Source organism: Duganella caerulea, from assembly GCF_040362985.1.
Lineage (GTDB): Bacteria > Pseudomonadota > Gammaproteobacteria > Burkholderiales > Burkholderiaceae_D > Rugamonas > Rugamonas vulcania.
The window spans coordinates 48,699-72,276 of sequence record NZ_BPWJ01000001.1 but is presented as its reverse complement, the minus strand read 5'-3'; the positions used below and the strand labels follow the sequence as shown (position 1 = coordinate 72,276).

Here is a 23,578-nt window from a genome sequence, read left to right as displayed (position 1 = left end):
GTACAAGAAGGTGCGTTTCAACAATGCAAATGATAACACTTCTCATTCTCAAATGAAAGTACGCGGTTTTTTGGATGCGCTATAATTTGCCCATGTTCAATTTCGCGCGCCGTCGAACGCTGCACATCTGGATCGCCTTGCTGGCCGTCCTGTTCAGCGCGCTCGCGCCGTCGATCTCCAGGGCGATGAGCCCGGCCTCGCCGTTCGGCTACGGCGAGATCTGCTCCACCGACACCGTCAAGAAATCCCCCACCCCGGCCGCCGACCACGCGATGGAGCATTGCCCGTATTGCGTCACGCACGGCGGCACCTACGCGTTGCTGCCGCCAGTGACGGCCAGCTTCGCCGTCGTCGGCGGCCATGACCATTACCCGCCGCTGTTCTTCAGCGCACCACGTCCGCTGCACAGCTGGACCGCCGCCAAGCCGCGCGGACCGCCCACCCGTTCCTGATCGTCAGCCGTAACCGCCGCCACCCGCCGCCATAAGCCGCGGAGGCGGCCAACATCCCCACATCAGGAACATCATGAAAACGACCATAACGCCAATGGCGCTGGCGCTGCTTGCCGCCTTCTCCACCCTCGCCTGCGCCCAGGAAGCGCCCATCCACATGCTGGGCACCGTGACCATCGTCGGCAACCGTCCGACCTCGCTGCCGTCGCAGATCCCGACCACCATCGAGGGCATCACGCACCACGACATCGAACAATCCATCAACGCCACCGACGCCGAGGACGCGCTGAAATACCTGCCCAGCCTCCTGGTGCGCAAGCGCTACATCGGCGACTACAACCACGCCGTGCTGTCCACCCGCGCCTCCGGCACCGGCAACAGCGCCCGCTCGATGGTGTACGCCGATGGCATTTTGCTGTCCAACTATCTCGGCAACGGCGCCTCGTTCGCGCCGCGCTGGGGCATGGTCAGCCCCGAGCAGGTCGAGCGTGTCGACGTGCTGTACGGCCCCTTCTCCGCGGCCTACGGCGGCAACTCGGTCGGCGCGGTGGTCGACTACATGACCCGCATGCCGACCAAGTTCGAGGCCCACGCCAAGCTGGCGCTGACCCACCAGCCGTTCAAGCTGTATAACACCAGCGACAACTACCAGGGCAAGCAAGCCAGCATCTCGCTGGGCGACCGCCAGGGCGGCTGGTCGTGGTACGTGGACGTGGGCCACACCGACAGCGACGGCCAGCCGCTGACCTTCCCGACCAAGGCAACGTCCGCCGGCAAGCCAGGCAGCGCGGGCATCCCCGTCACCGGCGCGGTCGCGGGCCTGGACCGCGGCAACAACCCGTGGCTCATCCTCGGCACGGCCACGCAGTACCACACGGTGCAGGACCAGTTCAAGGCCAAGCTGGCCTACGATATTTCACCGACGGTGCGCGCCTCCTACACCTTCGGCCTGTGGCGCAACGATTCGAAGGGCCGTCCGCAAACCTATCTGCGCGACGCCGCCGGCAATCCGGTCTACAGCGGCGCCGTCAACATCGAAGGCCGCGGCTACACGCTGGCGCCGACGGACTTCAACCTGTCGAACGAAGACATCCAGCACGTGATGCACGGCCTGACCGTCAAGTCCCACACCAAGGGCGTGTTCGACTGGGAGATCGCGGCCAGCCTGTACGACTACGACAAGGACGTGCTGCGCGCCGCCACCGTGACGATGCCGGCCGCGCTGTCCGGTGGTGCGGGACGCATCGTCAACCAGGGCGGCACCGGCTGGAACACCTTATCCGGCAAGGGCGTATGGCGCCCGAACGTGGAGCACATCACGGAATTCGGCTACCAGCGGCAGGCCTACAAACTGTCCAGCATCGAGAACGCCGCCAGCAACTGGATCGACGGCGCGCCGGGCGAGCGCAACGCCGCCTTCACCGGCAAGACCGAAATCAACAGCCTGTATGCGCAGGACTGCTGGCGCTTCGCCTCGTTGTGGAAGACGGTGCTGGGCGTGCGCTTCGAGCGCTGGACCGCGCACGATGGCGCCACCTCCAACCGCGCCACGACCGCGGCGCACCCGGAGCGCAGCGGGAACTTCGTGTCGCCGAAAGCCGCGCTGGCGTACCAGGCCAGCGACGACTGGGTATTGAAAGCCTCGCTGGGCCGCGCGGTGCGCATGCCGACGGTGTCCGAGCTTTACCAGGGCGGCATCAACGCGGCCGGCGATTTGATCAACAACGATCCGAACCTGAAGCCTGAAAAATCGTGGACCACCGAGCTGACGGCGGAACGCCGCCTCGCCGCCGGCCTGCTGCGCCTGACCGCCTTCGGCGAACGCACCCAGGACGCGCTGTACTCGCAGACCAATACGTTGGCCGGCTCCGTGGTCAGCACCGTGCAGAACGTCGACCGCATCAACACCAAGGGCCTGGAAGTGGCCTACACGGCGGACGACGTTTGGGTCCGCGGCCTGACGCTGAACTCCAGCGCCACCTGGACCGATTCGAAGATAGACCGCAACGACAAGTTCCAGGCCAGCGTCGGCAAATGGCAGCCGCGCATTCCGGAATGGCGCGCCACCGGCATGGCCACCTACGCGCCGAACGACAAGCTGGCGCTGACGCTGGCCGCGCGCTACAGCGGCAGCCAGTATTCGACGCTCGATAACACGGACCCCAACGGCTTCGCCTACATGGGCGCGAGCAAATACTTCACCACCGATGTGCGCATCCACTACCGCATCAACCAGCGTTGGAGCGCGGCGGTGGGCATCGATAACCTCAACAACTACAAGTACTGGAACTTCCATCCGTATCCACAACGGACCTACGTGGCGGAACTGAAGTTCGATCTGTAAGCCAGTCCCTCGCAGGCGCCGCCGGTTTTCGGTTGCGCCTGCGCTGACACTTTAAAGATTCATGTGATATACTTCTTTACGTCGAAACCACACATGGACAGCAAAATGCTCAGCACCGAACAAAAAGCCATCATCAGCGCCACCGTTCCCATTCTCGAACAAGGCGGCGAGACCCTGACCCGTCATTTCTACATGACGCTGTTCCGCGACTTCCCGCAGGTGAAGCCGTTCTTCAACCAGGCCAACCAGGTGGACGGCAACCAGCAGCGCGCGCTCGCCAACGCGGTGCTGATGTACGCGAAAAATATCGACCGGCTCGAACAACTGGGCCCACTGGTATCGACCATTATCAACAAACACGTGTCGCTGCAGATCCAGCGCGAGCACTATCCGATGGTGGGCGCCTCGCTGCTGAAGGCGATCCGCGAAGTGCTGGGCGCCGAAGTCGCCACCGACGCGGTGATAGCCGCGTGGGGCGCGGCCTACGGACAGCTGGCCGACATCCTGGCCGGCGCCGAGCAAAGCATCTACGACAAGAACGCGGCGGCGGAAGGCGGCTGGAGCGGCACGCGCGAATTCAAGGTCGTGTCGAAGACGGCGGAAAGCGATGAAGTCACCTCCTTCATCCTACAGCCGGCGGACGGCGGCAAGGTCGTGGCGCATGCGCCGGGCCAGTATGTCGGCCTGGTGGTCGACGTGAACGGCGAAGAACAGCGCCGCCAGTATTCGCTGTCCGCCGCCAGCAACGGCAGCACCTACCGCATCAGCGTCAAGCGCGAGCCGGGCGGCGCGGTCTCCAACTACCTGCACGACCATGTCGGCGTTGGCGACAGCCTGAAACTGGTGCCGCCGGCCGGTGAGTTCACACTGGCCGACAGCGACAAGCCGCTGGTGCTGATCAGCGGTGGCGTCGGCATCACGCCAACGCTGGCGATGCTGACGGAAGCGCTGACCACCGGCCGCAGCATCCACTTCATCCACGCGGCGCGCCACGCCAACGTGCACGCCTTCCGCGACCAAGTCGACGCGCTGGCGGCACAGCACCCGCAGCTGCAGCGTTTCTACTGCTACGAAGCGGCCAACGACAGCGGCCCGCAGCCGCACGCCACCGGCTACATCGACCAGCAGCGCCTGAACGCCTGGATGCCGGAGACACGCGACGTCGAAGCCTACTTCCTCGGCCCGACGCCGTTCATGAAGGCGATCAAGTCGCACCTGCAGGAACTGGGCGTGCCACAATCGCAGACCTACTACGAGTTCTTTGGCCCCGCCGAAGCACTGGCCTGATCGTCCAGGCGCGCCGGCCGCGTTATACTGCGGCGATGAACAAGAATATTTTCTTCCCGATGTGGCGCCAGGCCGCATCGATCATCGCCTGCACTTTCATCCTGGCCGCCTGCGCCCCGCTGACCGCGACCAAGGCGCCGCCCACGTCGATAGCAAGCCTGCGCTTCATCGGCGAACAGCGGCTGCCCTGGCGCCAGCAGTTCCAGAACACCATGGTCGGCGGCCTCTCCGGCATCGACTATGACGCCGCCAGCGGCGAATGGGTCATCATCAGCGACGACCGCTCCGCCAACAACCCCGCCCGCTACTACAGCGCGCGCCTGGCCTACGATGCACAGGCATTCAAGTCCGTCGAACTGACCGGCGTGACGGTCCTGCTGCAGCCGGACGGCAGCAGCTATCCATCCAAGGAAGACTACAAGGTTCGCGGCGGCGTCGTGCCGGACCTGGAGACCATCCGCGTCGATCCGCGCGACGGCAGCATCTGGTACGCCAGCGAGGGCGACGTCGGCCTGGGCCTCGATCCCTTCGTGCGCCACGCCGCGCGGGATGGCCACTATCTGTCGACGATGCCGTTGCCGGCATTGTTCAGCGTCTCGACGGACCACAAGACCGGGCCGCGCAACAACCTGAGTTTCGAGGGCCTGAGCTTCGCGCCGGATGGCGGCACGTTGTGGGTGTCGATGGAAGGCCCGCTCTACCAGGATGGCGAGGCGCCGACGCCCGAACTGGGGGCGGTCAACCGCATTACCCATTTCGCCCGCGACGGCAAGGTGCTGGGGCAGTTCGCCTATCCGCTCGGCGCCATTCCAGCCACGCCTGGCAAGGGCAAGTTCGCCGACAACGGCATTTCGGAAATCGTGGCCTTGAGCGACACGCGCCTGCTGGCGATGGAGCGCTCCGGCGTGCAGGGCGCGGACGGCAAATACAAGGATTATGTGCGCGTGTTCGAAATCGACACGGACGGCGCATCGGACATCCGGCAGCTGCCGTCGCTGCGGGGCGCCAGCTATCAGCCGGTGCGCAAGCGGCTGGTGCTCGACGTGAACCAGCTCAAGCTGCCGATCGTGGACAACCTGGAAGGCATGTCCTTCGGCCCGACGCTGGCCAACGGCCACGCCAGCCTGGTGCTGATCTCCGACGATAACTTCGGCAAGAACCAGGTCACGCAGCTGCTGCTGTTCGAAGTCATCCCGTGATCAGCGCCCGCAGCTGCGGCTCCGGCACCGGGCGGCTGTACAGGTAGCCCTGGTACTGGCGGCAACCCAGTTCCTCCAGCAGCACCCGCTGCGCTTCCGTCTCCACGCCCTCGGCGATCACGTCCAGCTGCAGGCTGCGCGCCATCGCGATGATGGTCCGCACAATCACCTGGTCGCTGCTGTCGCTGGCCAGGTCGCGCACGAATGACTGGTCGATCTTCAGCTGGTTCAGCGGCAGGCGCTTCAGGTACTGCAGCGACGAGTAGCCGGTGCCGAAATCGTCCAGCGCGAAACGCACGCCGATCCCCCGCAGCGCGTGCATGCAGGAGATGGTTTCCTCGATCTTCTCCAGCAGTACGCCCTCGGTCAGCTCCAGCTTCAGCAAGCGCGGATCGATGCCGTGGCGCTCCACCGCAGCGCGCACCACATCGCCGAAATCGGGCTGCCGGAACTGCTGCGCGCTGACGTTGATCGCCAGGATCAGCTGCTCCATCCCGGGCACCGACTGCCATTCCTTGATCTGCGCGCAGGCGGCGTTCAGCACCCAGTGGCCTATCGACAGTATCAGGCCGGTTTCCTCGGCCAGCGGAATGAAGCTTGCGGGAGGCACCCATGAACCATCCGCGCGCCGCCAGCGCAGCAGCGCCTCCGCGCCGTGCGCCTTGCCGTGCGCGTCCATCTGCACCTGGTAGTGCAGCGCGAACTGATGCCGCTCCATCGCGTGCCGCAAATCGTTCTCCAATTTCGCGCGCTCGCTGATGCGGTCCTGCATCTGCCGGTCGAAGAAGCGCATGCCGTTGCGGCCGGCCTGCTTGGCCTGGTACATCGCGATATCGGCCTGCATCAGCAGCTCATCCGGCTCCGGCGGCTGGCCTTTGTGGAACAAGGTCGCACCAATGCTCGGCGTGCTGCGGCAGTTGTGGTTTCCCAGTTCGTAGGGGCGGTTCAACGCCGCCAGTATCTTGGCGCCGAGCGATTCGATCTCGCCGGCCGCCTCCTCCGCGCCGCTGCTCAGGCCCTCCACCAGCACCACGAACTCGTCGCCGCCCAGGCGCGCGACGGTGTCGCCCTTGCGCAGGCTCGATTGCAGGCGCTCGGCCACCTGCAACAGCAGCTGGTCGCCGACGTTGTGGCCCAGCGTGTCGTTCAGGGTCTTGAAGTTATCCAGGTCGATGAACATCAGCGCGCAATAGCGGTCGTGGTGATTGCTGGCCGATAGCACCTGCCGCAAGCGGTCCAGCAGCAGCCGGCGGTTCGGCAGCTGCGTCAGCGGATCGTAGAAGGCCAGGCTGCGGATTTCATCGTTGGCCGCTTTGCTCAGAGTGATGTCGGTTAGCGAAGCGACATAGTTGGTGATCTTGCCATCCTCGTCGTACACGGCGGTGATGCTCAGGTGTTCGGGATAGACCTCGCCGTTCTTGCGGCGGTTCCAAATCTCGCCCTCCCATTTTCCATCGCGGACGATGGCGGCCCACATCGACGCATAGAAGCCGGGCACGTGCCGGCCGGAGCTCAGCAGGTTCGGCGTCTGCCCCAGCACCTCCTCCGCGCTGTAGCCGGTGATGCGCACGAAGGCCTGGTTGACCCGCATGATGCGGCCACGCGCGTCGGTCACCATCATGCCCTGCGCGGCTTCGAACACGGTCGCGGCGAGGCGCAACGCCGCATCGGTATCGGGAGCGGCGATCTGCGCCGGTGCGCGCGCGCTCGAGGTAAGAGTCATGTAGTGCCTTTGGTGCTATCCATCAAGTAAGGGAAGGTTACTGATCCTAATCAAGAAATTAATTGATCTGGATCAAGGAAACGCCAGTTACACATCTCTACCATGATCTCATCGTACAAAAAAGTAGAAGTAGGAAAACATGAGCACCTCAATCGAGCGCAACAACTGCAGCGAATGTGAACACCGGATGATGTGCGTGGGCGCGGCGGCGGGCAACCGCGATGCCAGCCAACGCATCCGCATCGAGCGCCACGCCGCCCTCTATCACGCGGGCGACGCGGTCAGCGACCATATCTTCAATATCCGCTCCGGCAGCTTCAAGGTGCTGCGGGCCGCCACCAAGGGACCGGAACAAATCATCGGTTTCGCGCTGGCGCCGGACTTCCTCGGCCTGGATGCGCTGGACCGGCGCGCACACGCCAACACCGTCATCGCACTGGAGGACAGTGAGGTGTGCAGCATCAACTGGAACCGCCACGCCTTCGAGGGACGCCGCCGCCCGGTGATGCGCGCCAGCCTGCACGCCTTGCTGAGCCGCGAGATCCGCCGCGAACAACGCGCCGCCCTCATGCTGCGCAACACCCACGCCGAGCAGCGCATGGCCGACCTGCTGCTGTCGCTGTCGCAGCGCCGCGCCGATTACGGCCACGTGCCTGAACAATTCCGCCTGCCGATGTCGCGCTGCGATATCGCCAGCTACCTGGGCGTGACCGCCGAATGCGTCAGCCGTCTGCTCCTGCTGTTCAAGAAGCGCGCCTTGTTCGAACTGCGCCGGCGCGATATCAAGCTGCTCGACATGGACGCGCTGCACCACATGGCGCTCGGCCATGCGGCATCGCCAGGGCTGGTGACGCCATGACATCGTTGGAACTGACCCAGTGGGCGCTTGGCAGCCAGCTGACGCTGGGACGCGGCGAGCAGTTGTTCCGCCAGGGAGAGGAAGTCGGCGGCGCGCTGCACTTCGTGCGGAGCGGCCACCTGAAGCTGTACCAGACCTGCGACGACGGCATGCAGCGCATCATCGAGTTCGCGCGCCCCGGCGACTGGCTGGGCGTCGACACCATCGGTGAGCAATACCGGCACGCGTCCGCGGTGGCGCTGACCGATTGCCAGGTCGATGTGGTGGAGTACCGCCACCTGGCCGAATTGATGGACGAGGAACCGTACAGCTGCGACTTGTTCAGCGCGATGCTGAGCCGCGAGATCGACCGTCAGCAACTGGCCGCCGCCATCCTGCGCAGCGCCGGCGCCTGCCAGCGCATCGTGATGTTCCTGCTGCAGCGCGCGGGGCCGGCGCCGCAAGCGCCGTCGCAGGAGATGCACTCGCCGCTGCCGATGTCGCGCCAGGACATCAGCGACTATCTGGGCCTGACGCCGGCCACGGTCAGCCGCACGCTCAGCGCGCTGAAACGCAACGGCTGGATATCGCTGGGCCAGCGCGGCTTCGTGGTGCAGTGCCGGGCGGCGCTGGAGCAACTGGCCGAGGGCGCGCCGCTGGCCATCACCGCGCAAGGAGAGTGAATGCGCTTCACTTGGCCTTGATCCAGCCGCCCTGCTTGCTGAACACGTAGCCACGGCTGGTCAGCTCCTGCTCGGTCAATGCGCGCAGCACCGTCATTTTCTTGCCGTTCGGCGCGGTCACTTCCACGTAGCCGAAGCCGCCGCGCTCGATGGCGCCGGCGATGATCTCGCCCTCCGGCGTGGTCGGGTGCTTGAACTCTTCCCGTATGCCGGCGTTCAGCCTCTCCTTCACTTCGCCCGGTGTCAAGCCTGGCTCCTGCTGCACCTTGCGCAGCACCTTGTCGTGCACCACGCGGAACTCTTCGATCTCGTCCAGGCGCCGGTCGAAGAACGCCAGGTGTTCGTTGCCGGAGGCTTTTTTGCCGCCGGAACCGGGCTTCAGCGACACCACCTTCGGCTCCTGCGCCAGGCGCGCCGCGTCACGCGGGTCGCGGCGCACGCCCTTGGTACGCTGGTTGGTCAGCGAGTCCTTGATCTCGCGGTTCTCCAGCGCGGTGGCGGCCTTCATGCGCTCGTCGAACGGCACCGGCTTGCCTTGCAAGTCGAACTTGCCGCCCACCGGCTTGATCTCGTCGATGTCGAAGCCGAGGTCCTGCGCCAGCGGATCGCCGGCCGGCGCGGTCGAGCCAGAGGTCTTGCCGGGACGGCGCTTCACCATTTTGGATGGATCGCCGCCTTCCTCCCGGACCCAGTCCATGAACCCTTCGTACTCCTTGTCCAGCGCCTTCGGGTCCGGCGCGTGCTTGCTGGCGATGGCGTCGAGCTGTTTCTTCAGCGCGGCCGTGCGCTTGGCCGCCAGCTTGGGGTTGGACTTGCGCAGCGCCTGGATCGCCTTCATCTCGGCCTTCATCGGTACGCTGCCGCCGATGATGTCGCCGTAGATGTGCTCCAGCAGCGGGCATGGCTCCGGGCTGCACAGCTCGATCTCACCGCCTTCGCGCACCCGCAGGTGGTGGCCGTCCACCGGCTCGTCGGCCATGATCTTGCCGCGGCCGTCGGCGGGGCCGGGCTTGGGCTGGACGGCGGCATCGGCGTCGGCATGTGGCTTGTCGGCCGTCTTGGGCTTGGCGGCTGGCGGCGCGTCCGCATGCGGCGTGGCGGCTGGCGGCGTATCCGCATGCGGCTTGGGCGCAGGAGCCGCGTCCACGTGGGCCGCCTTGGCCGCGCCGGCATCGGGTGGCGGCGCGGCTTTTCCGGCATGGACATCTGCCGCGTGCGACGCCGGCTTGGGCGCGGTGCCAGGCCCGTGTGGCGACGCCGGTGCGGCCGCAGGCGCGTGCGGCGGCGCGGGCGCATGGGCCAGCGCGCCTTCGGTCTTGGCGACAGCGGTGGCGGCCAGATGGGCGGACTCCTTCTCCGCCACGCCAAACAATTTGCGCAGGAACTTCGACAACCGGTCCATGACCTTGCTGAACGGTTTCATCAACGGTTCCAGCACCGGCAGAAGCGGCTTGGAAAGGAAGCCAATCACCGCCGCCACCGCTTCCTCGACCGCGCGGATGCCGGCGCCGGCCGCCTGCACAAACTTGCCCACGCCCTCCAGCGTCTTGCCAAGGAAGCTACCAGCCTTGGCGATGGTACTCATGCCACGGCCGATGGACGCGATGAAATTACCGATACCATCCGAGAACACCAGCAGCACGATCTGCACCACCGCGAAGCCGAGCGCATAGCCCGCTTTGTTGCCGACACGCCCCCAGGGTCCCGACAGCAAAGCCTCGCCCGCCTGCTCCAGCTTCTGGTTGGCCCACTGCGCAGGCTGCTTCCAGATGCTGAATTTGGGTTCTTCCTTCTTCTCCTTTTTCTCCCAAGGCTCCTCCAGCGACAGGGCGATGGCCTTGCCGCCGCTCAGGCCGGCCTTGGTGGCCATGTCCTCCATCTTGGCCATCATCGAGCCTTGCGACGAGGCGAACTCCAGCAGCGACTTCAGCGTGGCCAGCGGATGGCTCTTCATTTCCTTCACCACGTCCCGCATCGGCGCGACAAGCTCGGCTATCGATTGCAGGATCGCGTCCAGCTCGGCCTGCTGGCCGCTCTTGCCAAACAGCGCACTCTCGGCCAGCTTGGCGGCAAAATCGCGGCCCTGCTCCATCAGCACAAACAAGGAGAACAGGTCGGTAATCGGACTGACCACGCCCTGGATCACGCCTTGGACGTAGCCGCTCAACAACGCCGGCACATCTTTCAGGGAAAACTCCGACAGATGCTTGCCCAGGCGTTGGCCGGTACCACCGTCGGTCCATTGCGTGCGGAAACCCTCGATGGCGCCGCCGATGCCGGCGCCCACCAACTTAAAGGCCGTGGAATTCAGGCCAAGGGCGGACAACGCGCCTTCGATGGCCTTCTGCTTCAGAAATTCGGTGGTCGAGTCGTCGGCCTTGCGTTGCACGGACGGCGCGGCGCTGCCCCGCACCTCGAACGGCACGCCGCCGCCGATCGCTTGCGCGGCACGGTCCGCCTCCTGCTCCAGCGCAGACGGATGGTCGCCACTTCCGCCGCCCGATTGTTGCACCACATGCGCCAACTCGTGCGCCAGCAGATCGCGGCCGCTGCCGCCATGCAAGGAACCGGCGCCATCGCCAAGCACGATATGGTCGCCCACCGTGTACGCATGCGCCTGCACCGCGCGCGCCGACTCGGCCGCCGCCTCGCCGCTGTGGATGCGGACGTGGGAAAAGTCGCGCCCGAAGCCGCGCTCCATCGTCGCCCGGCTGGACGGGTCGAGCGCCCGGCCCGGCGAGGCCAGCACGCGGTCGACCGCCGCCGGCACACCCGGGCCGGCAGGCGGGCCGCTGGGCTTGCGCTGCATTGGAGGGCGCGATCCCTCGCAGCGCGCGCAGCTGGTGCCAGATGCTTCGCACGAACATTTACGCTGAAGCACGCCACGGCTTGAAGCCGGAGCGGCGCCCTTGGTTGCGGGGGAAACGGAGGCTTGCATCGTGGACCTTTCGTCGAAGGTGGCGGGTCCATTTTGGACTCGTTTTAGGCGCCACAATCTCTCGAAAATCCACTCCGCGTGAGCGGAATCAAGGTCCGCTCACACCGCCGACTTGGGGCGTCGCCTGCGCATGGTGATGCTCTCGCGGTTCAGGCCCCAGTTGTCGGTTTCGACCTCGTCGATGATCACAAAGGTGGTGGCAGGATCCTTGCTCAACACGCGGCTGAGCAAGTCGGTGACGCCTTCGATCAGCTCCAGCTTCTGGGCCGCCGTCACGCCTTCATTGGTCACGCGGATATTCACGTAGGGCATGGCGCGGCTCCTTACCAGGTGCCGGCGGTGGCGCCGCCATCGACCGGCAGCACGGCGCCGCTGGTGAAGCCCGATTCGGTCAGGTACAGCACCGCCTCCACCACATCCCGCACGCCGCCCATTTCGCCGCTCGGCGACAGCGCCTTCAGGAAGTTTCGGGTGCCCTCGTCCTTGCCGTGCATCGGCGTATCGATCACGCCGGGCGCCACCGCGTTGACCTTGACGTTGGAGCCGGCCAGCTCCAGCGCCAAGCCGCGCGTCGCGCTGTTCAGGCCGCCCTTGATAAGGATCGGCAGCAGCGCAGGCACCTTGGTGGTCGGCTGCATCGCGATGCTGGCCGTGATGGTGACGATATGGCCGGAGCGGTTGGCGCTCATGTGCCGCGCCGCTTCCTGCGACGGGTAGAAAAATCCCAACAGGTTGGTATCGACGATGGACTTCACCTCTTCCTGCGTGTAGTCGGCGACCGGCTTGGCGATGAAGATGCCGGCGTTATTGATCAACACATCCACCTTGCCGAAGGCCTCGACCGCGCGGGCGAACAGGTTGGCGGCGGTGGCTGGATCGGCGATATCGCCAGCCACAGGCAGGAAGTTGGCCGGATTGCCCCATTGCGCGGCGGCCGTTTGCAGGCGGTCCAGCGAGCGGGCGTTGCCGACCACGTTGTAGCCGCGTTTCAGGTAAGCCTCCGCGATGGCGAAGCCGATACCGCTCGATGCGCCGGTGACGATGACTGTTTTCATGGTGGTAATCCTTCAGGTTCTGGGTTGGGGCGTTCAACGACGCCATGCAGATCACTATACTTATGACTCCTGCGTTGATAAATGCGTCGCGATGCAAGATAATTGATACACCATGTAATCAATAAGGCCGCCATGAAGCGCTATTTCGACGACGTCCTGCTGGGCAGCATCGAGCTGTTTTGCTTTGCGGCGGAACTGGGCAGTTTTACCGCCGCCGCCACGGCGGCCGGGGTGACGCCGGCGGCGGTCAGCCGCTCCATCGCCCGGCTGGAGGAACGGCTGGGCGTGCGCCTGTTCGTGCGCACCACGCGCCAGATCCGCTTGACGGACGGCGGCCGCATCTACTTTGAGCAATGCCGGCAGGCGCTCTCCCAACTGACGGATGCGGAGCGCCAGGTCACGGGCGCGCAGGCCAAGCCGGCCGGCGTGCTGCGTATCAGCGCGCCGACGCCCTACGCGCATTACCGCCTGCTGCCGTTGATGGGAGAGTTCCGCAGGAAGTACCCGGAGGTGACGCTCGATATCCACGTCAGCAACCGCAACATCGACTTCGCCGACGAGGGCTACGACCTGGCGATACGCGGGCGCGCGCCGGCCGACTCCAACCTCATCGCGCGCAAACTGGAGGACGCGGAGCTGGTGCTGGCCGCCTCACCCGCCTACCTGAAGCGCCACGGCAAGCCGCGCAAGCTGGAGGATCTGGACAAGCACGAATGCATCCAATTCGAACTGCCCAGCACCGGCAAGCGGGTTCCGTGGCAGTTCATGCGGGATGGCGCGGCGATCGACATGGCCACCAACGGCGGCTTGATCTGCTCGGAGGACATACTGGGCACCGTCACGCTGGCGCGCGCGGGCGCGGGCCTGACGCATACCTACCGCTTTATCATCGAGCAGGACCTGGCGCGCGGCGACCTGGTCGAACTGCTGCCGCAACACGGCGGAACGTCGCGGCCCTTCTTCCTGCTGTATCCGCACGCGCGCCACCTGTCGCTGCGGGTGCGCACCTTTGTCGACTTCCTGGTCGAGAAGGTGGCGCGCCGTTAGGCCAGGCTGTCCGCGAAGGCGCTTCGGGCCGGATGGTGCAGCACGTCCTTGCGCCAGACCAGCAGCGTTTCCACGCGCGCGATTTCCGGCGGCAGTTCGTGCTGGCGTATTGTCCTGGCCAGCTTGCGCTGGTTGAGCACTTCCCTGGGCATCAGCGCCACGCCCATGCCGGCGGCCACGCAGCCGAGGATCGCCTCGAAGGTGCCGAATTCCGACACGCGCGCCGGCGCCACGCCGCCTTCCGCGAACCACGCCTCCAAACGGCGCCTGTAGGTACAGCCACTACGGAACACCAGCAGGGTGCGGCGGACCAGATCGTCCGGCGACGCCACCGGCGGATGGCCGTGGCAGGTGATCAGCACCAGCTCCTCTTCAAACACCGGCTGCTGCGCCAGTTCGGCATGCGACACAGGACCGGCCACCAACGCCACGTCCAGCCGGTGCTTCAACACGCCGTCCAGCAGCTGGTCGGTGGGCGCGGTGTCCAGGATCAGGTCCACTTGCGGATGCTTGCGGTTGAAGGCGGCCAGCACTTGCGGCAGGCGCGCGGCGGCGGTGGTCTCCATCGAGCCGATACGCAGCTGGCCGGACGGGCGCTGGTCCGGCTGCACGGCGGCTTGCGCCTCGTCGGCCAGTTGCAGCAGGCGGTCGGCATAGGCCAGCAGCCGTGTGCCTTCCGCGGTGATTTGCAGCTTGCGGCCGGAGCGATGGAACAGCGGCACGCCCAGCGACTCCTCCAGCTGCGTCAAGCGCGCCGAGACGTTGGACTGCACGCGGTTCAGCCGCGAGGCGGCCAGCGTGACGCTGCCCTCCTCGGCGACCGCCTTGAAAATACGCAGGGCGGAGAGTTCCATGGTCGATTCTTAAAATGAGATAGATGGCTTCATTATTATTCATTTTTTTAAATAGTCAAACCATCCTATAGTTCAGGCATGAAAACCGACCGCGCCATCCTGCTTGCTTGCAGCTTCGCCTTCATCATCGTCCAGCTGGACGTCACCATCGTCAACGTCGCGCTGCCGCAGATTGGCCGCGACCTGGGCGCGGACGTGGCGGCCCTGCAGTGGGTGGTGGACGCCTACACGCTGGGCTTCGCCGTATTCCTGCTCTCGGCCGGCGCGCTGGGCGACAAGTTCGGTTCGCGCCGCACCTTCCTGACTGGATTCGCGCTGTTCACGGCGGCCTCGCTGGCCTGCGCGATGGCGCCCAATGCCACCGCCCTCAATCTCGCCCGTGCGCTGCAAGGCGTGGGCGCGGCGCTGCTGGTGCCCAGTTCACTCGCCATCCTCAACGCCACCTACGCCGACGACAAGACCAAGCTGGCCAAAGCCATCGCCTGGTGGACCGCCTCCGGCGGCCTGTCGATCGCCGCCGGGCCGGTGCTGGGCGGGCTGCTGTTGTCGCTGGCCGGATGGCGCAGCATCTTCTGGGTCAATGTGCCGATCTGCGTGGCCGGGTTCTGGCTCACGCGGCGCGTGGTGCCGGCGTTGGCCGGACGCGATCCGCATCGCTCGCTGGACCTGGCCGGTCAACTGCTCGCGATCGTCGCGCTGACAGGCTTGATCGGCGCCGTGATCGAATTCGAGGCGCTGGGATGGTCGCACTGGATGGTGCGCGCCGGCCTGGCGGCGGCCGTGGTGGCCGGCGCGCTGTTCATCGGCGTCGAGGCGCGCAGCCGGTCGCCCATGCTGCCGCTGGGGCTATTCCGCGGCGCGCCCTTCTCCGGCGCGGTGCTGTTCGGCGTGTTGATGAATTTTTCGTACTACGGCGTGATCTTTGTGCTCAGCTTCTACCTGCAAAAGGTGCGCGGCTTCAGCGTGCTGCATGCGGGGCTGGTGTTCCTGCCGCTGACGGCCACCTTCATCCTGTCCAACATCGTCAGCGGATGGATGGCGCCACGCACAGGGCTGCGCATGCCGATGGTGCTGGGTGCGGCCATCGGCGCCGGCGGCTACGCGCTGCTGGGCTGGTGGGGCATCTCGAATGACGCCACCTTCCTGCAAATGCTGCCCGGACTGGCGCTGATCCCGGCCGGCATGGGCCTGGGCGTGCCGGCGATGACCACGTCGATATTGTCCGGCGTGGCGCGCGGCCAGGCCGGCACGGCTTCCGCTGTGTTGAACACGGCGCGCCAGGTCGGCGGCGCGCTGGGCGTGGCGATCTTCGGCGCGCTGGTGGCGGCCGACCGCAATGGCCTCAGCGGCATGCGGCTGGCTATGGGGATATCGGCAGCGCTGCTGTTGCTGGCGGCGTTGCTGGCGCTGGCGTGTATCCGCCGTCCGGCGCCGGCGCCGCTTCGATCGATTGCGGACTGTCCTGGATAGTCGGCGGCGACAGGCAATTGTCGCAACGGCAGCAGCGTTCAAAGTCCGCAGGACGGTCGCCGAAATAGTCCAGCAACAGCTTCCAGCGGCAGTAGCCGCTCTGCGCGTAGGACACCATTTGCTCCAGGCCCTCACGGTCGCGCTCATGCTTGTCGGCGTAGACCTGCGCCATCGCTTCGAAGTCCGCGGCTTTGGGCGCACCGCCCGTCAGCACATAGGCCAGTTTGCGGTTGCGCTTCAATAGCTTGCCGTCCTTGAGCATCTTCAGGCAGACCTTCAGCTGCCCGGCCGGCATCTGCTCCAGCAAGGACTTCAATTCCACCTCGTTGAAAGACGCCTGGCCCAGCGCCACGGCGGCCTCGTAGACGGCCTTCACTTCATCGGCGGACGGATAGTGCTTGCTCAGGAAGTACTGCTGCAGGCGCTTGTCCGCATGGTGGTACAACAGCGTGCAATCGGCGTCGAGTCCATCGCGGCCCGCGCGGCCGGATTCCTGATAGTAGGCCTCAAGGTTGGCCGGCACCTGCAGATGGATGACGAAGCGCGTGTCCGGCTTGTCGATGCCCATGCCGAAGGCGTTGGTCGCCACCATCACGCGCCGTTCGCCGCTCATGAACAGGTTCTGGTTGTCGCTGCGTTCGGCGGCGCGCAGCTTGCCGTGGTAGAGCGCGACGCTCTCGCCGGCCTCCCGCAGCAGCGCGTGCATTTCCTCGGCCGCCTTCACGGTGGCCGCGTAGACGATGCCGACGCCGGCGCTGTCGCGCACCAGTTGCAGCGCGGTCGCGTATTGCTCCTCCGGGTTGGTCACCTGGCGCACGCGGTAGCGCAGGTTGGGCCGGTAGATGCCGGTGTTGACGACCTCCATGCGCGGGCGGCCAAGCTGCCGGCGGATATCGGCGATCACTTCATCGGTGGCGGTCGCGGTCAATGCCAGCAGTTGCGGGCTGCCCAGCGCGTCGAGCGCCGCGCCGATCTCCAGGTAGGCCGGCCGGAAATCGTGACCCCACTGCGAAATGCAGTGCGCCTCGTCTACCACCGCCAGCGAGACCCCGCCGCGCTTGAGCAGCGCCAGGAACTCGGGCGTGGCAAGCCGCTCCGGGGTGCAGAAGATCACGTCCTTGCCCGCGCGCGCGATCGCCTCCAGCGCGGCCTGTTCGTCACCGCGCGACAAGCTGCTGTTGATCTGCGCCGCGCTGGCGATGCCGCCCTCCTCCAGCTTCTCGGCCTGGTCCTTCATCAGCGATATCAGCGGCGACACCACCACCGTCGCGCCATCGAGCAGGCAGGCCGGCAGCTGGTAGCACAGCGACTTGCCGCTGCCGGTCGGCATGACGGCCAGCGTGTCGCGTCCGGCCAACACGCTGTCGATCACCTGGCGCTGGCCATCGCGCAGCGCCTGCATGCCGAACACCTTGCGCAGCACTTCGGCAACCTGACGTTTTTGCTTGGTTTGCGGGCTTGCCATCATCTCTCCGTTCAGCGGGATGCCCCCGGTCAGGACAGATTAGCCAGCGGCATGCGCGCGGTATGTACGACAGCGCACGCCGGCTTGCAATCGCAGGCGTCCAAATCTGTCATACTGACGTTTTTTCCTGGCATGAATTGATGGACCCTAGACGAGAACATGTACGACGATTGCTGCAGGTTGACGCGCACATCAGCGACATGGACGGCCAAAACACCGCCGTCACACAGATCATCGACATCTCCCGCATGGGCGTGGCGTTCCTCAGCGACCACGCAATGCCGCTCGACACCAGTTATGTGATGACTTTCAGCTTTCCCGGCAGCCCGGTCCAGAACAAGGTCACGCTGACGGTGCTGCACAGCGCCTTGATCGGCACGCATGGCCGCTACCGCAACGGGGCGCGCTTCCTGACCATTCCCGACGAAGCGGCGGACCTGATCGTCGATTACGTCACCAGCGCGCCCGCCAACTAACTTTCTACCAGCCGATATCCCTGAGCAGCGGGAAGGTCAAGTCACGCGGCGGCGTCACCTCGTGCGTCAGGTCGCCGTTGATGGACGGCTCCATCAGCTGGTTCGGGAACGCGCTGACATCGTAGTGCGACACCGACGATCCGGGCTGGTTGGGATCGGGCGCGTACATCAGCACCCGGCCGGCCGCATCGGTGCCGGCGCGGATCGCCAGGTTCACCCCGAGGTTGGCAAACACGCCGGAGTGCGTGCGCGAACGCGTCGCCAGCGCGGACTTGAGCCGCTTGCCATCGTCCAGCGTGATGCGCACGGCCGGGATCACGATGCTGGTGTCGGTGCCGCCCAGGCCGGGCGGCGGCGCGCCGGCCGTGTTGTCGGCGATGATGACGCCGATGGCGCCGGCATCCTGCGCGTGCCTGACCTTGACCACGAAGGTGCATGTGCCGCGGTCGATCAGCGCGATGCGGCCCCTGACGGCGAGCGCATTGGCGGGCGATAGCGGATCGCAGGCCAGGCCCTGGCCGGGAGGCGCATCGATCACCGGCATCACCTCGCCGGTTACGCCGGGGCTGGCCAGCGGCGGCCCGAAGCTGGCCGTGCCGACCTGCATGATGCCGGCGATGCTGGCCGGCGCCAGCACCGTCAGCACCGGCGTGCCTTGCTGCAGCACCGTCTGCGCGGCCTGGTTGACGATGGCGCCGTTCCACGCCAGCTTGCCTGACTTGAGCGCCGACGCCACCCGTTCCGCATCGCTCATGTCCTTCCACAGCTTGCCGGTGCTGGTGTCGAGCAGGAAGTAGTCCCAGATGCTGGGGATGCCGGCCAGCTGCTCGCCGGTTTCCGAGTCGGTGTAGGTCTGGAAGCCGAAGCCATGGGCGAATTCGTGTTCGAGCACCGTCACCAGGTCGACCAGCGGGCCGTGATTGTTGTCCAGCCCGAGATAGAACGGCACGCCGGTGAAACAGCCCGGCTGCCCCAGATTAACGTTGAAGCGCGCGCGGATGTCGGCCGAGTCGGGATCGATGTCCGTGCCCAGATACTTGTTGGTCTCCGCCTTGCTGAACCAGGCGTTGGCCACCGGCGCGCCGGCAAAGTCCGAGAACACTTCGAGCGCGCCGGCCGAGCCGAGCACCGCGCCGCCGTCGTTGCACGGCAGCGCTTCCCAGGTGGCGAGGATGCGGATCGGCACGCTGCTGGTCAAGGTGGTGCCCCATTTGCTGGCGGCGGCCTGGAAGGCGTTCAGGCGCTGCGCGCCCAACGTGGTGCCGGCGTTGCCGCCGACCGGGGCCACGGGCGTGGCGTCGTTGAAGCCGACGCCGTCGGGGTCGCCGTTCACGATGGTGATGGTCGCGGCCGCCCACGCCAGGGACGAACACAGCAGCGCCGCCGCCGCGATGAAGGCTGTCACGGTGCGTTTCATTTTTTCTCTCCTTGGACGGGCGCCTGCTCGTATGCGGTGTGCGAAGTGTCCAGCACCATGCCGACGCCGCCGTGCGGCGGGTGGATCATCCTGGGCGCGGCGGCACGCGCCTTCGGCCCGGCTGCGCTGGCGCGGATGGCGGCGTCCAGTGCGGCGGACTGTTCGGGTGTGGGATTGCCCAGCTTGCCGGTGGCGGGGTCCTTGTAGGCCTTGAGTCCGCTGGCGTCCAGCCCCGCCGCCGGTTGCGGTGCGGCCTGCCGCGTGACCACGTTCACGTGAGGAAAAGTCATCACCCCATCCTCCGGCAGCGCCTGCACTGTCGTTCCCATCAACGCCAGCCCGGACACCGCCAGCCAGCTGACCGGCTTGCGCTTGCGGGACACGCCGGTAAGCGCGCACAGGCCGAGCACGATGAGCGCGACGGTGCCGGGCGTCGGGATCGCCGCCGCGTTCACGCTGACATTGTCGATGCCGATGTAGTCGCCGTTGACGCTGGTGTCGTCGACGACGTAGCGAAAGGCAAACCGTCCTGTGGCCGGCGCTGCCAGGCCGCCGACCAGCAGGGAATGGTCGAGCCAGCCGGTGTCCGTGGCCGAGTCGAACCCGGTCAGCAGATTGAAGCCGCCCAGGCTGGTGCTGGCGCCGTTGGTGCTGAGGTAGACTTCGACCGTGTCGAGGAAGCCTTCGCCCAGCAGGCGCAGAGAGAAGTTCAGCGACTCGCCGTTGGACAAGGCCAGCTGCGGCGTCAGCAGCCAGTTGCTGATGGCGCCGCCGAACGCCGCGTTGTTGAGGTTGGCGGCGATATAGGAATCGGCCGCGCCGGTGGCCGCCGGAAACACGGTGGGGACGCCCTGGAACCACGCGGTGCTGCCGGGCGGCGAGCTGTTGTTCACGAACACCCAGCCGTTGGCGGCCAGGTTGCTGATGTCGTTGAAGCCCTCGTTCAGCAACGGCGCGGCGGATGCGGAGACGGTACAACCAGCGGCGACTGCAAGCAGCCCCGCCCAGCGTTTAATCAAGTCCATATCTATCCCCATGAAGAGAAGGTCGAATCGGAAAACCTCGGTGGCACGGCTCAACTTGCCTTGATTAGACCGGTGCGCGGCTGGCCGGTTCCCGCGCTGGCGAAAAAAAATCCGGCGTGGTCGCCGGATGGTGGGTGGGGTAGATTGCCGCTCAGATGGTCGCGGCGTAGTGGCGTGTTTGGTAGGGAAGCAGTTCCTCGACGAAGATACCAAACCGTAACAGCAACCCTAAGCAACAGCTGGGGATCCATCCGCGCCAAGCCATCGCTGCACAACACTGCCAGCGCCTTCTCAAACTCTTCGCGATTCAGCATCATGACATCACCTCGTCGACCATTTCTTCTTAATATAGTCGATATGGCTGCTTAAGTCAGGACCAACACGGCAGGCCGCGCATTGGCGCGGCTGACCGTCAGTTGACGGTGGTGTCGATCACCATGCCGGCCTTCAGCGTCAACGTCACCCGCGTCTTCTCGGCGATTTCGGCCATGCGGGATTTCTGCTCCGTATCAAGTGCGCCGGTGAAAGAGAGCGTGCGCTTGACCATCATCGCGCCCTGGTCGTCGCGGGTCAGTTGCAGGGCGACGTCTACCGCGTCCATCGGCCACTGCTTGCGGTCGGCGTACATGCGCAGCGTGATCGCGGTGCACGCGCCCAGGCCGGCCAGCACGAAATCGTAAGGCGCCGGCCCCGTATCGTGGCCGCCGTTGCGCTCCGGCTCGTCGCCGACCAGCTTGTGGCCGCTGACTTCTATCGTGGTTTGGTAACTGTCCTTGCCGATGTGGGCGGTGCCGCGTGCCATGGGATTCTCCTGTGTGAAGCGCTATTTTAGCCGCTCCTCCCGGTGCCAAGTAAAGTATTGTAAATAGCAATTATTATCGATTGAGTTCCAATTAAAATAGCAACCCTTTAAACGACGAACTCGACGGCGCCATCGCACCGGCCCGATTCACCATGCACAAGATATTCCTGACCGCCTGCCTCGCCGCTCCGCTGACCGCCCTCGCCCAAGACCAGGCCGCAGCCGCCAAGGCGGAAGCCAAGCCCACCACCTCGGTCAAGCCGAAGGAAGCGACGCCGGTGGTGCCGTCGGTCACGGTGGCCGGCGAGCGGCCGACCAACCGCATCGACCGCCAGGTGTACGACGTCAAGTCCGACATCAGCAGCAGCAACGGCACCGCCGCCGACGCGCTCAACAACGTGCCGTCGGTGGCGGTGGATCCGGACGGCACGGTCACGCTGCGCGGCAGCACCAATGTGCAGATCCTGGTCGACGGCAAGCCGTCCGCCATGCTGCAGGGCGACAACCGCGGCGCCACGCTGCAGGCGATGAACGCCGACGACGTCGAATCGGTCGAGGTGATCAACAACCCCGGCGCGCAGTTCGGCAACGAGGCCGGCGGCGGCCCCATCCTCAACCTGGTGATGCGCCGCAACCGCAAGCCGGGCGGCTTCGCCAACGTCAACGCCAACGCCGGTTACGCCGGCCGCTACAACAGCGCCGCGTCCGGCAGCTACAACGAGGGACCGTGGGGCTTCCAGGGCGGCGTCAACGTGCGCCACGACGGCCGCAACTCCACCGCCGTCGTCAGCCGCGACCGGCTCGACCCGGCCACCGGCGCTTTCGTCCACAGCAGCCAGACCTCATCCGGCGCCGGCCTGAACGACATGGGCGGCGTCAACGGCACCGTCAGCTACAACCTGGACCAGAACGACACGCTGACCGCCAGCGCGAACTACATGGGGCGCGGCAACGACCAGCATGGCATCGACCACTACATCAACGGCGCCACCGCCGGCTTCCCCGCCACCGACTACGTGCGCACCACCGCGCGCGACGGCGACGCCAAGAACTTCAGCTGGGGCGGGCGCTACGACCACAAGGGCGCGCTGCCCAACGAGACGCTGAAGATCGACCTGCGCGTATCGGCCTCCGAGAACGACAGCAACAGCGCCTACGCCAACGACTACGCGGCCGGCGGCTTCCCGAACACGCGCGCCAACCAGCGCAACGACAACAGCACCCACATCGTCGACTTCACCGGCGACTACGAGCGTCCGCTGGCCGGCGGCAGTCTCAAGGCCGGTTACAAGGTCGCCACCAACAAGAACAACTTCGACACGCTGTACACCGACATCAATCCGCTGACCTCGGTGGCCATGGTCAATCCGGCGCGCAGCAACCGCTTCGACCTGGAAGAGACCGTGGTCGCGCTGTACGGCTCCTACCAGCTCAAGCTCAATGACCGCTGGGGCGCGCTGGCCGGCCTGCGCACCGAGTACACCGACATGGACATCCACCAGATCACCAGCGGGGTCGAGGCCAAGAACAACTACACCAACCTGATCCCGAGCTTCTTCGCCACTTACAAGGCGACCGAGACGGCCAACATGCGCTTCGCGTACGCGCGCCGCATCCGCCGGCCGAACGCCAACGACCTCAATCCCTACGTGGTGTACCGCGACGAGTTCAACGTCTCGTCCGGCAATCCGATGCTCAAGCCGACCAAGACCGATTCGTTCGAAGTGGGCTACGAAACCAAGTTCGGCGCGCTGGAGACCAATCTGCGCGGCTACTACCGCAAGGACACCGACGCCATCGTCGATTACCGCACCTTCATCGCCAACAACGTGCTGCTGACCACGCGCCAGAACGGCGAAGGCAGCCATTCGAGCGGGCTGGAGTTCACGGTCAGCGGCAAGCTGACCCCGTCGCTGACGCTCAACTCCAGCGGCAACCTGGCGCGCAGCCAGCAGACCACGCAGGACGACAGCGGCGCGCTGGTCACGCGCAGCGCCAACTCGCTGAGCGGGCGCGTGCGCTTGAACTATGCGTACAGCGCCGCCACGCAAGTGCAGATGGCCCTGCAAATGCAAGGCAAGACCTTGTCCGGCCAAGGCTACCGCTCGCCGAACCACACCTTCAACCTGAGCGTGCGCCAGGCCGTGACGCCACGCCTGAGCCTGGTCGGCACGGTCACCGACCTGTTCAAGACCAACAAGATGGAAACGGTCATCAACAGCGCCACGCTGCGCGAGACCAGCACGCGCCGCTTTGACGGCCGGGTGTTCTACCTGGGCCTGTCATACCGCATCGGCGGCCCGGCGACCGCCGCCGACAACCACACCGAACCACGCTTCGGCCCGCCACAAGGCCCCGGGCCAGGCGGCCCCGGCCGCGGCCCATCCGAAGGCTGAGCCCGCCAAATAAAGTGAGGCTCAAGTCCGACATCCGGACACAAAATTGGGGTCAAGTCTGACATTCGGACACGAGCTCTGCCGTAGAAGGCCTCTACGGCAGAGCT

The 23,578-nt window shown here is 65.9% G+C and carries 20 protein-coding genes; 10 read left to right on the top strand and 10 right to left on the bottom strand.

Annotated features, from left to right (window positions below; genetic code table 11):
• Positions 1 to 74 precede the first annotated feature (74 nt).
• The 4 genes from ACUJB0_RS00310 (at position 75) to ACUJB0_RS00295 (ending at position 5,282) form a co-directional block, all read left to right on the top strand.
• Positions 75 to 452: a DUF2946 domain-containing protein gene (locus ACUJB0_RS00310; protein ID WP_444843448.1), complete on the top strand. Its 378-nt coding sequence runs from the start codon at positions 75 to 77 to the stop codon at positions 450 to 452.
• Between the two features lie 73 nt (positions 453 to 525).
• Positions 526 to 2,796 (top strand): TonB-dependent receptor, encoded by a 2,271-nt coding sequence (locus ACUJB0_RS00305; RefSeq protein ID WP_444843447.1) that lies wholly within the window; start codon positions 526 to 528, stop codon positions 2,794 to 2,796.
• A gap of 105 nt (positions 2,797 to 2,901) precedes the next feature.
• Complete coding sequence (hmpA, locus tag ACUJB0_RS00300; RefSeq protein WP_444844217.1) at positions 2,902 to 4,083, top strand: NO-inducible flavohemoprotein; 1,182 nt, start codon at positions 2,902 to 2,904, stop codon at positions 4,081 to 4,083.
• A 35-nt stretch (positions 4,084 to 4,118) separates the two neighbouring features.
• Positions 4,119 to 5,282 carry an esterase-like activity of phytase family protein gene (locus ACUJB0_RS00295; protein WP_444843446.1) on the top strand — a complete coding sequence of 388 codons (1,164 nt, stop codon included), beginning with the start codon at positions 4,119 to 4,121 and terminating at the stop codon, positions 5,280 to 5,282.
• On the opposite strand, the gene ACUJB0_RS00290 is transcribed toward ACUJB0_RS00295, so the two are convergent.
• Positions 5,272 to 7,005, bottom strand: a complete 1,734-nt coding sequence (locus ACUJB0_RS00290; protein ID WP_444843445.1) for a putative bifunctional diguanylate cyclase/phosphodiesterase — start codon at positions 7,003 to 7,005, stop codon at positions 5,272 to 5,274. The two genes, ACUJB0_RS00295 and ACUJB0_RS00290, sit on opposite strands and share 11 nt — an antisense overlap.
• Positions 7,006 to 7,144: 139 nt before the next feature.
• On the opposite strand from ACUJB0_RS00290, the gene ACUJB0_RS00285 reads away from it, so the two are divergent.
• Complete coding sequence (locus ACUJB0_RS00285) at positions 7,145 to 7,864, top strand: helix-turn-helix domain-containing protein (protein ID WP_444843444.1); 720 nt, start codon at positions 7,145 to 7,147, stop codon at positions 7,862 to 7,864.
• A complete protein-coding gene (locus ACUJB0_RS00280; protein ID WP_444843443.1) occupies positions 7,861 to 8,526 on the top strand; it encodes a Crp/Fnr family transcriptional regulator in 666 nt (221 codons plus the stop codon). Before ACUJB0_RS00285 ends, ACUJB0_RS00280 begins: the two co-directional genes overlap by 4 nt.
• A gap of 7 nt (positions 8,527 to 8,533) precedes the next feature.
• Here the strand turns inward: ACUJB0_RS00280 and ACUJB0_RS00275 are convergent, their stop codons facing one another.
• From ACUJB0_RS00275 to ACUJB0_RS00265, 3 genes are all read right to left on the bottom strand, one after another.
• Complete coding sequence (locus ACUJB0_RS00275; protein WP_444843442.1) at positions 8,534 to 11,335, bottom strand: eCIS core domain-containing protein; 2,802 nt, start codon at positions 11,333 to 11,335, stop codon at positions 8,534 to 8,536.
• Between the two features lie 228 nt (positions 11,336 to 11,563).
• A complete protein-coding gene (locus ACUJB0_RS00270) occupies positions 11,564 to 11,776 on the bottom strand; it encodes a 2-hydroxymuconate tautomerase family protein (RefSeq protein ID WP_444843441.1) in 213 nt (70 codons plus the stop codon).
• Between the two features lie 11 nt (positions 11,777 to 11,787).
• Positions 11,788 to 12,519: an SDR family NAD(P)-dependent oxidoreductase gene (locus tag ACUJB0_RS00265; RefSeq protein WP_444843440.1), complete on the bottom strand. Its 732-nt coding sequence runs from the start codon at positions 12,517 to 12,519 to the stop codon at positions 11,788 to 11,790.
• A gap of 132 nt (positions 12,520 to 12,651) precedes the next feature.
• On the opposite strand from ACUJB0_RS00265, the gene ACUJB0_RS00260 reads away from it, so the two are divergent.
• Entirely contained in the window at positions 12,652 to 13,566 is a 915-nt protein-coding gene (locus tag ACUJB0_RS00260; protein WP_444843439.1) for a LysR family transcriptional regulator, read from the top strand.
• Here the strand turns inward: ACUJB0_RS00260 and ACUJB0_RS00255 are convergent.
• A complete protein-coding gene (locus ACUJB0_RS00255; RefSeq protein WP_444843438.1) occupies positions 13,563 to 14,420 on the bottom strand; it encodes a LysR family transcriptional regulator in 858 nt (285 codons plus the stop codon). The two genes, ACUJB0_RS00260 and ACUJB0_RS00255, sit on opposite strands and share 4 nt — an antisense overlap.
• A 78-nt stretch (positions 14,421 to 14,498) precedes the next feature.
• On the opposite strand from ACUJB0_RS00255, the gene ACUJB0_RS00250 reads away from it, so the two are divergent.
• Positions 14,499 to 15,890, top strand: a complete 1,392-nt coding sequence (locus tag ACUJB0_RS00250; protein ID WP_444843437.1) for an MFS transporter — start codon at positions 14,499 to 14,501, stop codon at positions 15,888 to 15,890.
• Here ACUJB0_RS00250 and ACUJB0_RS00245 read toward each other — a convergent pair.
• Positions 15,781 to 17,355, bottom strand: coding sequence for a RecQ family ATP-dependent DNA helicase (locus tag ACUJB0_RS00245; RefSeq protein ID WP_444843436.1), 1,575 nt, complete (start codon positions 17,353 to 17,355; stop codon positions 15,781 to 15,783). The genes ACUJB0_RS00250 and ACUJB0_RS00245 overlap by 110 nt on opposite strands.
• 140 nt (positions 17,356 to 17,495) lie before the next feature.
• Between ACUJB0_RS00245 and ACUJB0_RS00240 the strand changes: the two genes are divergently transcribed.
• The gene (locus tag ACUJB0_RS00240; protein WP_444843435.1) at positions 17,496 to 17,831 is read left to right on the top strand and encodes a PilZ domain-containing protein; all 336 of its coding nucleotides are present in this window, start codon (positions 17,496 to 17,498) and stop codon (positions 17,829 to 17,831) included.
• Positions 17,832 to 17,835: 4 nt separating this feature from the next.
• On the opposite strand, the gene ACUJB0_RS00235 is transcribed toward ACUJB0_RS00240, so the two are convergent.
• From ACUJB0_RS00235 to ACUJB0_RS00220, 4 genes are all read right to left on the bottom strand, one after another.
• On the bottom strand, positions 17,836 to 19,248 hold the full coding sequence (locus tag ACUJB0_RS00235) for a PA domain-containing protein (RefSeq protein WP_444843434.1): 1,413 nt from the start codon (positions 19,246 to 19,248) through the stop codon (positions 17,836 to 17,838).
• Positions 19,245 to 20,273 carry a choice-of-anchor J domain-containing protein gene (locus ACUJB0_RS00230; protein WP_444843433.1) on the bottom strand — a complete coding sequence of 343 codons (1,029 nt, stop codon included), beginning with the start codon at positions 20,271 to 20,273 and terminating at the stop codon, positions 19,245 to 19,247. The genes ACUJB0_RS00235 and ACUJB0_RS00230 overlap by 4 nt, the downstream gene beginning before the upstream one ends.
• Positions 20,274 to 20,323: 50 nt before the next feature.
• Positions 20,324 to 20,590 (bottom strand): hypothetical protein, encoded by a 267-nt coding sequence (locus tag ACUJB0_RS00225; protein WP_444843432.1) that lies wholly within the window; start codon positions 20,588 to 20,590, stop codon positions 20,324 to 20,326.
• A gap of 95 nt (positions 20,591 to 20,685) precedes the next feature.
• Complete coding sequence (locus ACUJB0_RS00220; RefSeq protein WP_444843431.1) at positions 20,686 to 21,075, bottom strand: OsmC family protein; 390 nt, start codon at positions 21,073 to 21,075, stop codon at positions 20,686 to 20,688.
• Between the two features lie 152 nt (positions 21,076 to 21,227).
• Between ACUJB0_RS00220 and ACUJB0_RS00215 the strand changes: the two genes are divergently transcribed.
• Positions 21,228 to 23,471, top strand: coding sequence for a TonB-dependent receptor domain-containing protein (locus tag ACUJB0_RS00215; RefSeq protein WP_444843430.1), 2,244 nt, complete (start codon positions 21,228 to 21,230; stop codon positions 23,469 to 23,471).
• Positions 23,472 to 23,578 lie beyond the last annotated feature (107 nt).

What these genes read in the sequence shown, in the direction of transcription:
- ACUJB0_RS00275 (WP_444843442.1), bottom strand. Translation starts at nt 11,335, where the DNA reads ATGCAGCGCAAGCCCAGCGGCCCGCCTGCCGGCCCGGGTGTGCCGGCG.
- hmpA (WP_444844217.1), top strand. Translation starts at nt 2,902, where the DNA reads ATGCTCAGCACCGAACAAAAAGCCATCATCAGCGCCACCGTTCCCATT.
- ACUJB0_RS00245 (WP_444843436.1), bottom strand. Translation starts at nt 17,355, where the DNA reads ATGGCAAGCCCGCAAACCAAGCAAAAACGTCAGGTTGCCGAAGTGCTG.
- ACUJB0_RS00265 (WP_444843440.1), bottom strand. Translation starts at nt 12,519, where the DNA reads ATGAAAACAGTCATCGTCACCGGCGCATCGAGCGGTATCGGCTTCGCC.
- ACUJB0_RS00280 (WP_444843443.1), top strand. Translation starts at nt 7,861, where the DNA reads ATGACATCGTTGGAACTGACCCAGTGGGCGCTTGGCAGCCAGCTGACG.
- ACUJB0_RS00250 (WP_444843437.1), top strand. Translation starts at nt 14,499, where the DNA reads ATGAAAACCGACCGCGCCATCCTGCTTGCTTGCAGCTTCGCCTTCATC.
- ACUJB0_RS00220 (WP_444843431.1), bottom strand. Translation starts at nt 21,075, where the DNA reads ATGGCACGCGGCACCGCCCACATCGGCAAGGACAGTTACCAAACCACG.
- ACUJB0_RS00290 (WP_444843445.1), bottom strand. Translation starts at nt 7,005, where the DNA reads ATGACTCTTACCTCGAGCGCGCGCGCACCGGCGCAGATCGCCGCTCCC.
- ACUJB0_RS00240 (WP_444843435.1), top strand. Translation starts at nt 17,496, where the DNA reads ATGGACCCTAGACGAGAACATGTACGACGATTGCTGCAGGTTGACGCG.
- ACUJB0_RS00225 (WP_444843432.1), bottom strand. Translation starts at nt 20,590, where the DNA reads ATGATGCTGAATCGCGAAGAGTTTGAGAAGGCGCTGGCAGTGTTGTGC.
- ACUJB0_RS00310 (WP_444843448.1), top strand. Translation starts at nt 75, where the DNA reads ATGCGCTATAATTTGCCCATGTTCAATTTCGCGCGCCGTCGAACGCTG.
- ACUJB0_RS00270 (WP_444843441.1), bottom strand. Translation starts at nt 11,776, where the DNA reads ATGCCCTACGTGAATATCCGCGTGACCAATGAAGGCGTGACGGCGGCC.
- ACUJB0_RS00295 (WP_444843446.1), top strand. Translation starts at nt 4,119, where the DNA reads ATGAACAAGAATATTTTCTTCCCGATGTGGCGCCAGGCCGCATCGATC.
- ACUJB0_RS00260 (WP_444843439.1), top strand. Translation starts at nt 12,652, where the DNA reads ATGAAGCGCTATTTCGACGACGTCCTGCTGGGCAGCATCGAGCTGTTT.
- ACUJB0_RS00230 (WP_444843433.1), bottom strand. Translation starts at nt 20,273, where the DNA reads ATGGACTTGATTAAACGCTGGGCGGGGCTGCTTGCAGTCGCCGCTGGT.
- ACUJB0_RS00215 (WP_444843430.1), top strand. Translation starts at nt 21,228, where the DNA reads ATGCACAAGATATTCCTGACCGCCTGCCTCGCCGCTCCGCTGACCGCC.
- ACUJB0_RS00285 (WP_444843444.1), top strand. Translation starts at nt 7,145, where the DNA reads ATGAGCACCTCAATCGAGCGCAACAACTGCAGCGAATGTGAACACCGG.
- ACUJB0_RS00255 (WP_444843438.1), bottom strand. Translation starts at nt 14,420, where the DNA reads ATGGAACTCTCCGCCCTGCGTATTTTCAAGGCGGTCGCCGAGGAGGGC.
- ACUJB0_RS00305 (WP_444843447.1), top strand. Translation starts at nt 526, where the DNA reads ATGAAAACGACCATAACGCCAATGGCGCTGGCGCTGCTTGCCGCCTTC.
- ACUJB0_RS00235 (WP_444843434.1), bottom strand. Translation starts at nt 19,248, where the DNA reads ATGAAACGCACCGTGACAGCCTTCATCGCGGCGGCGGCGCTGCTGTGT.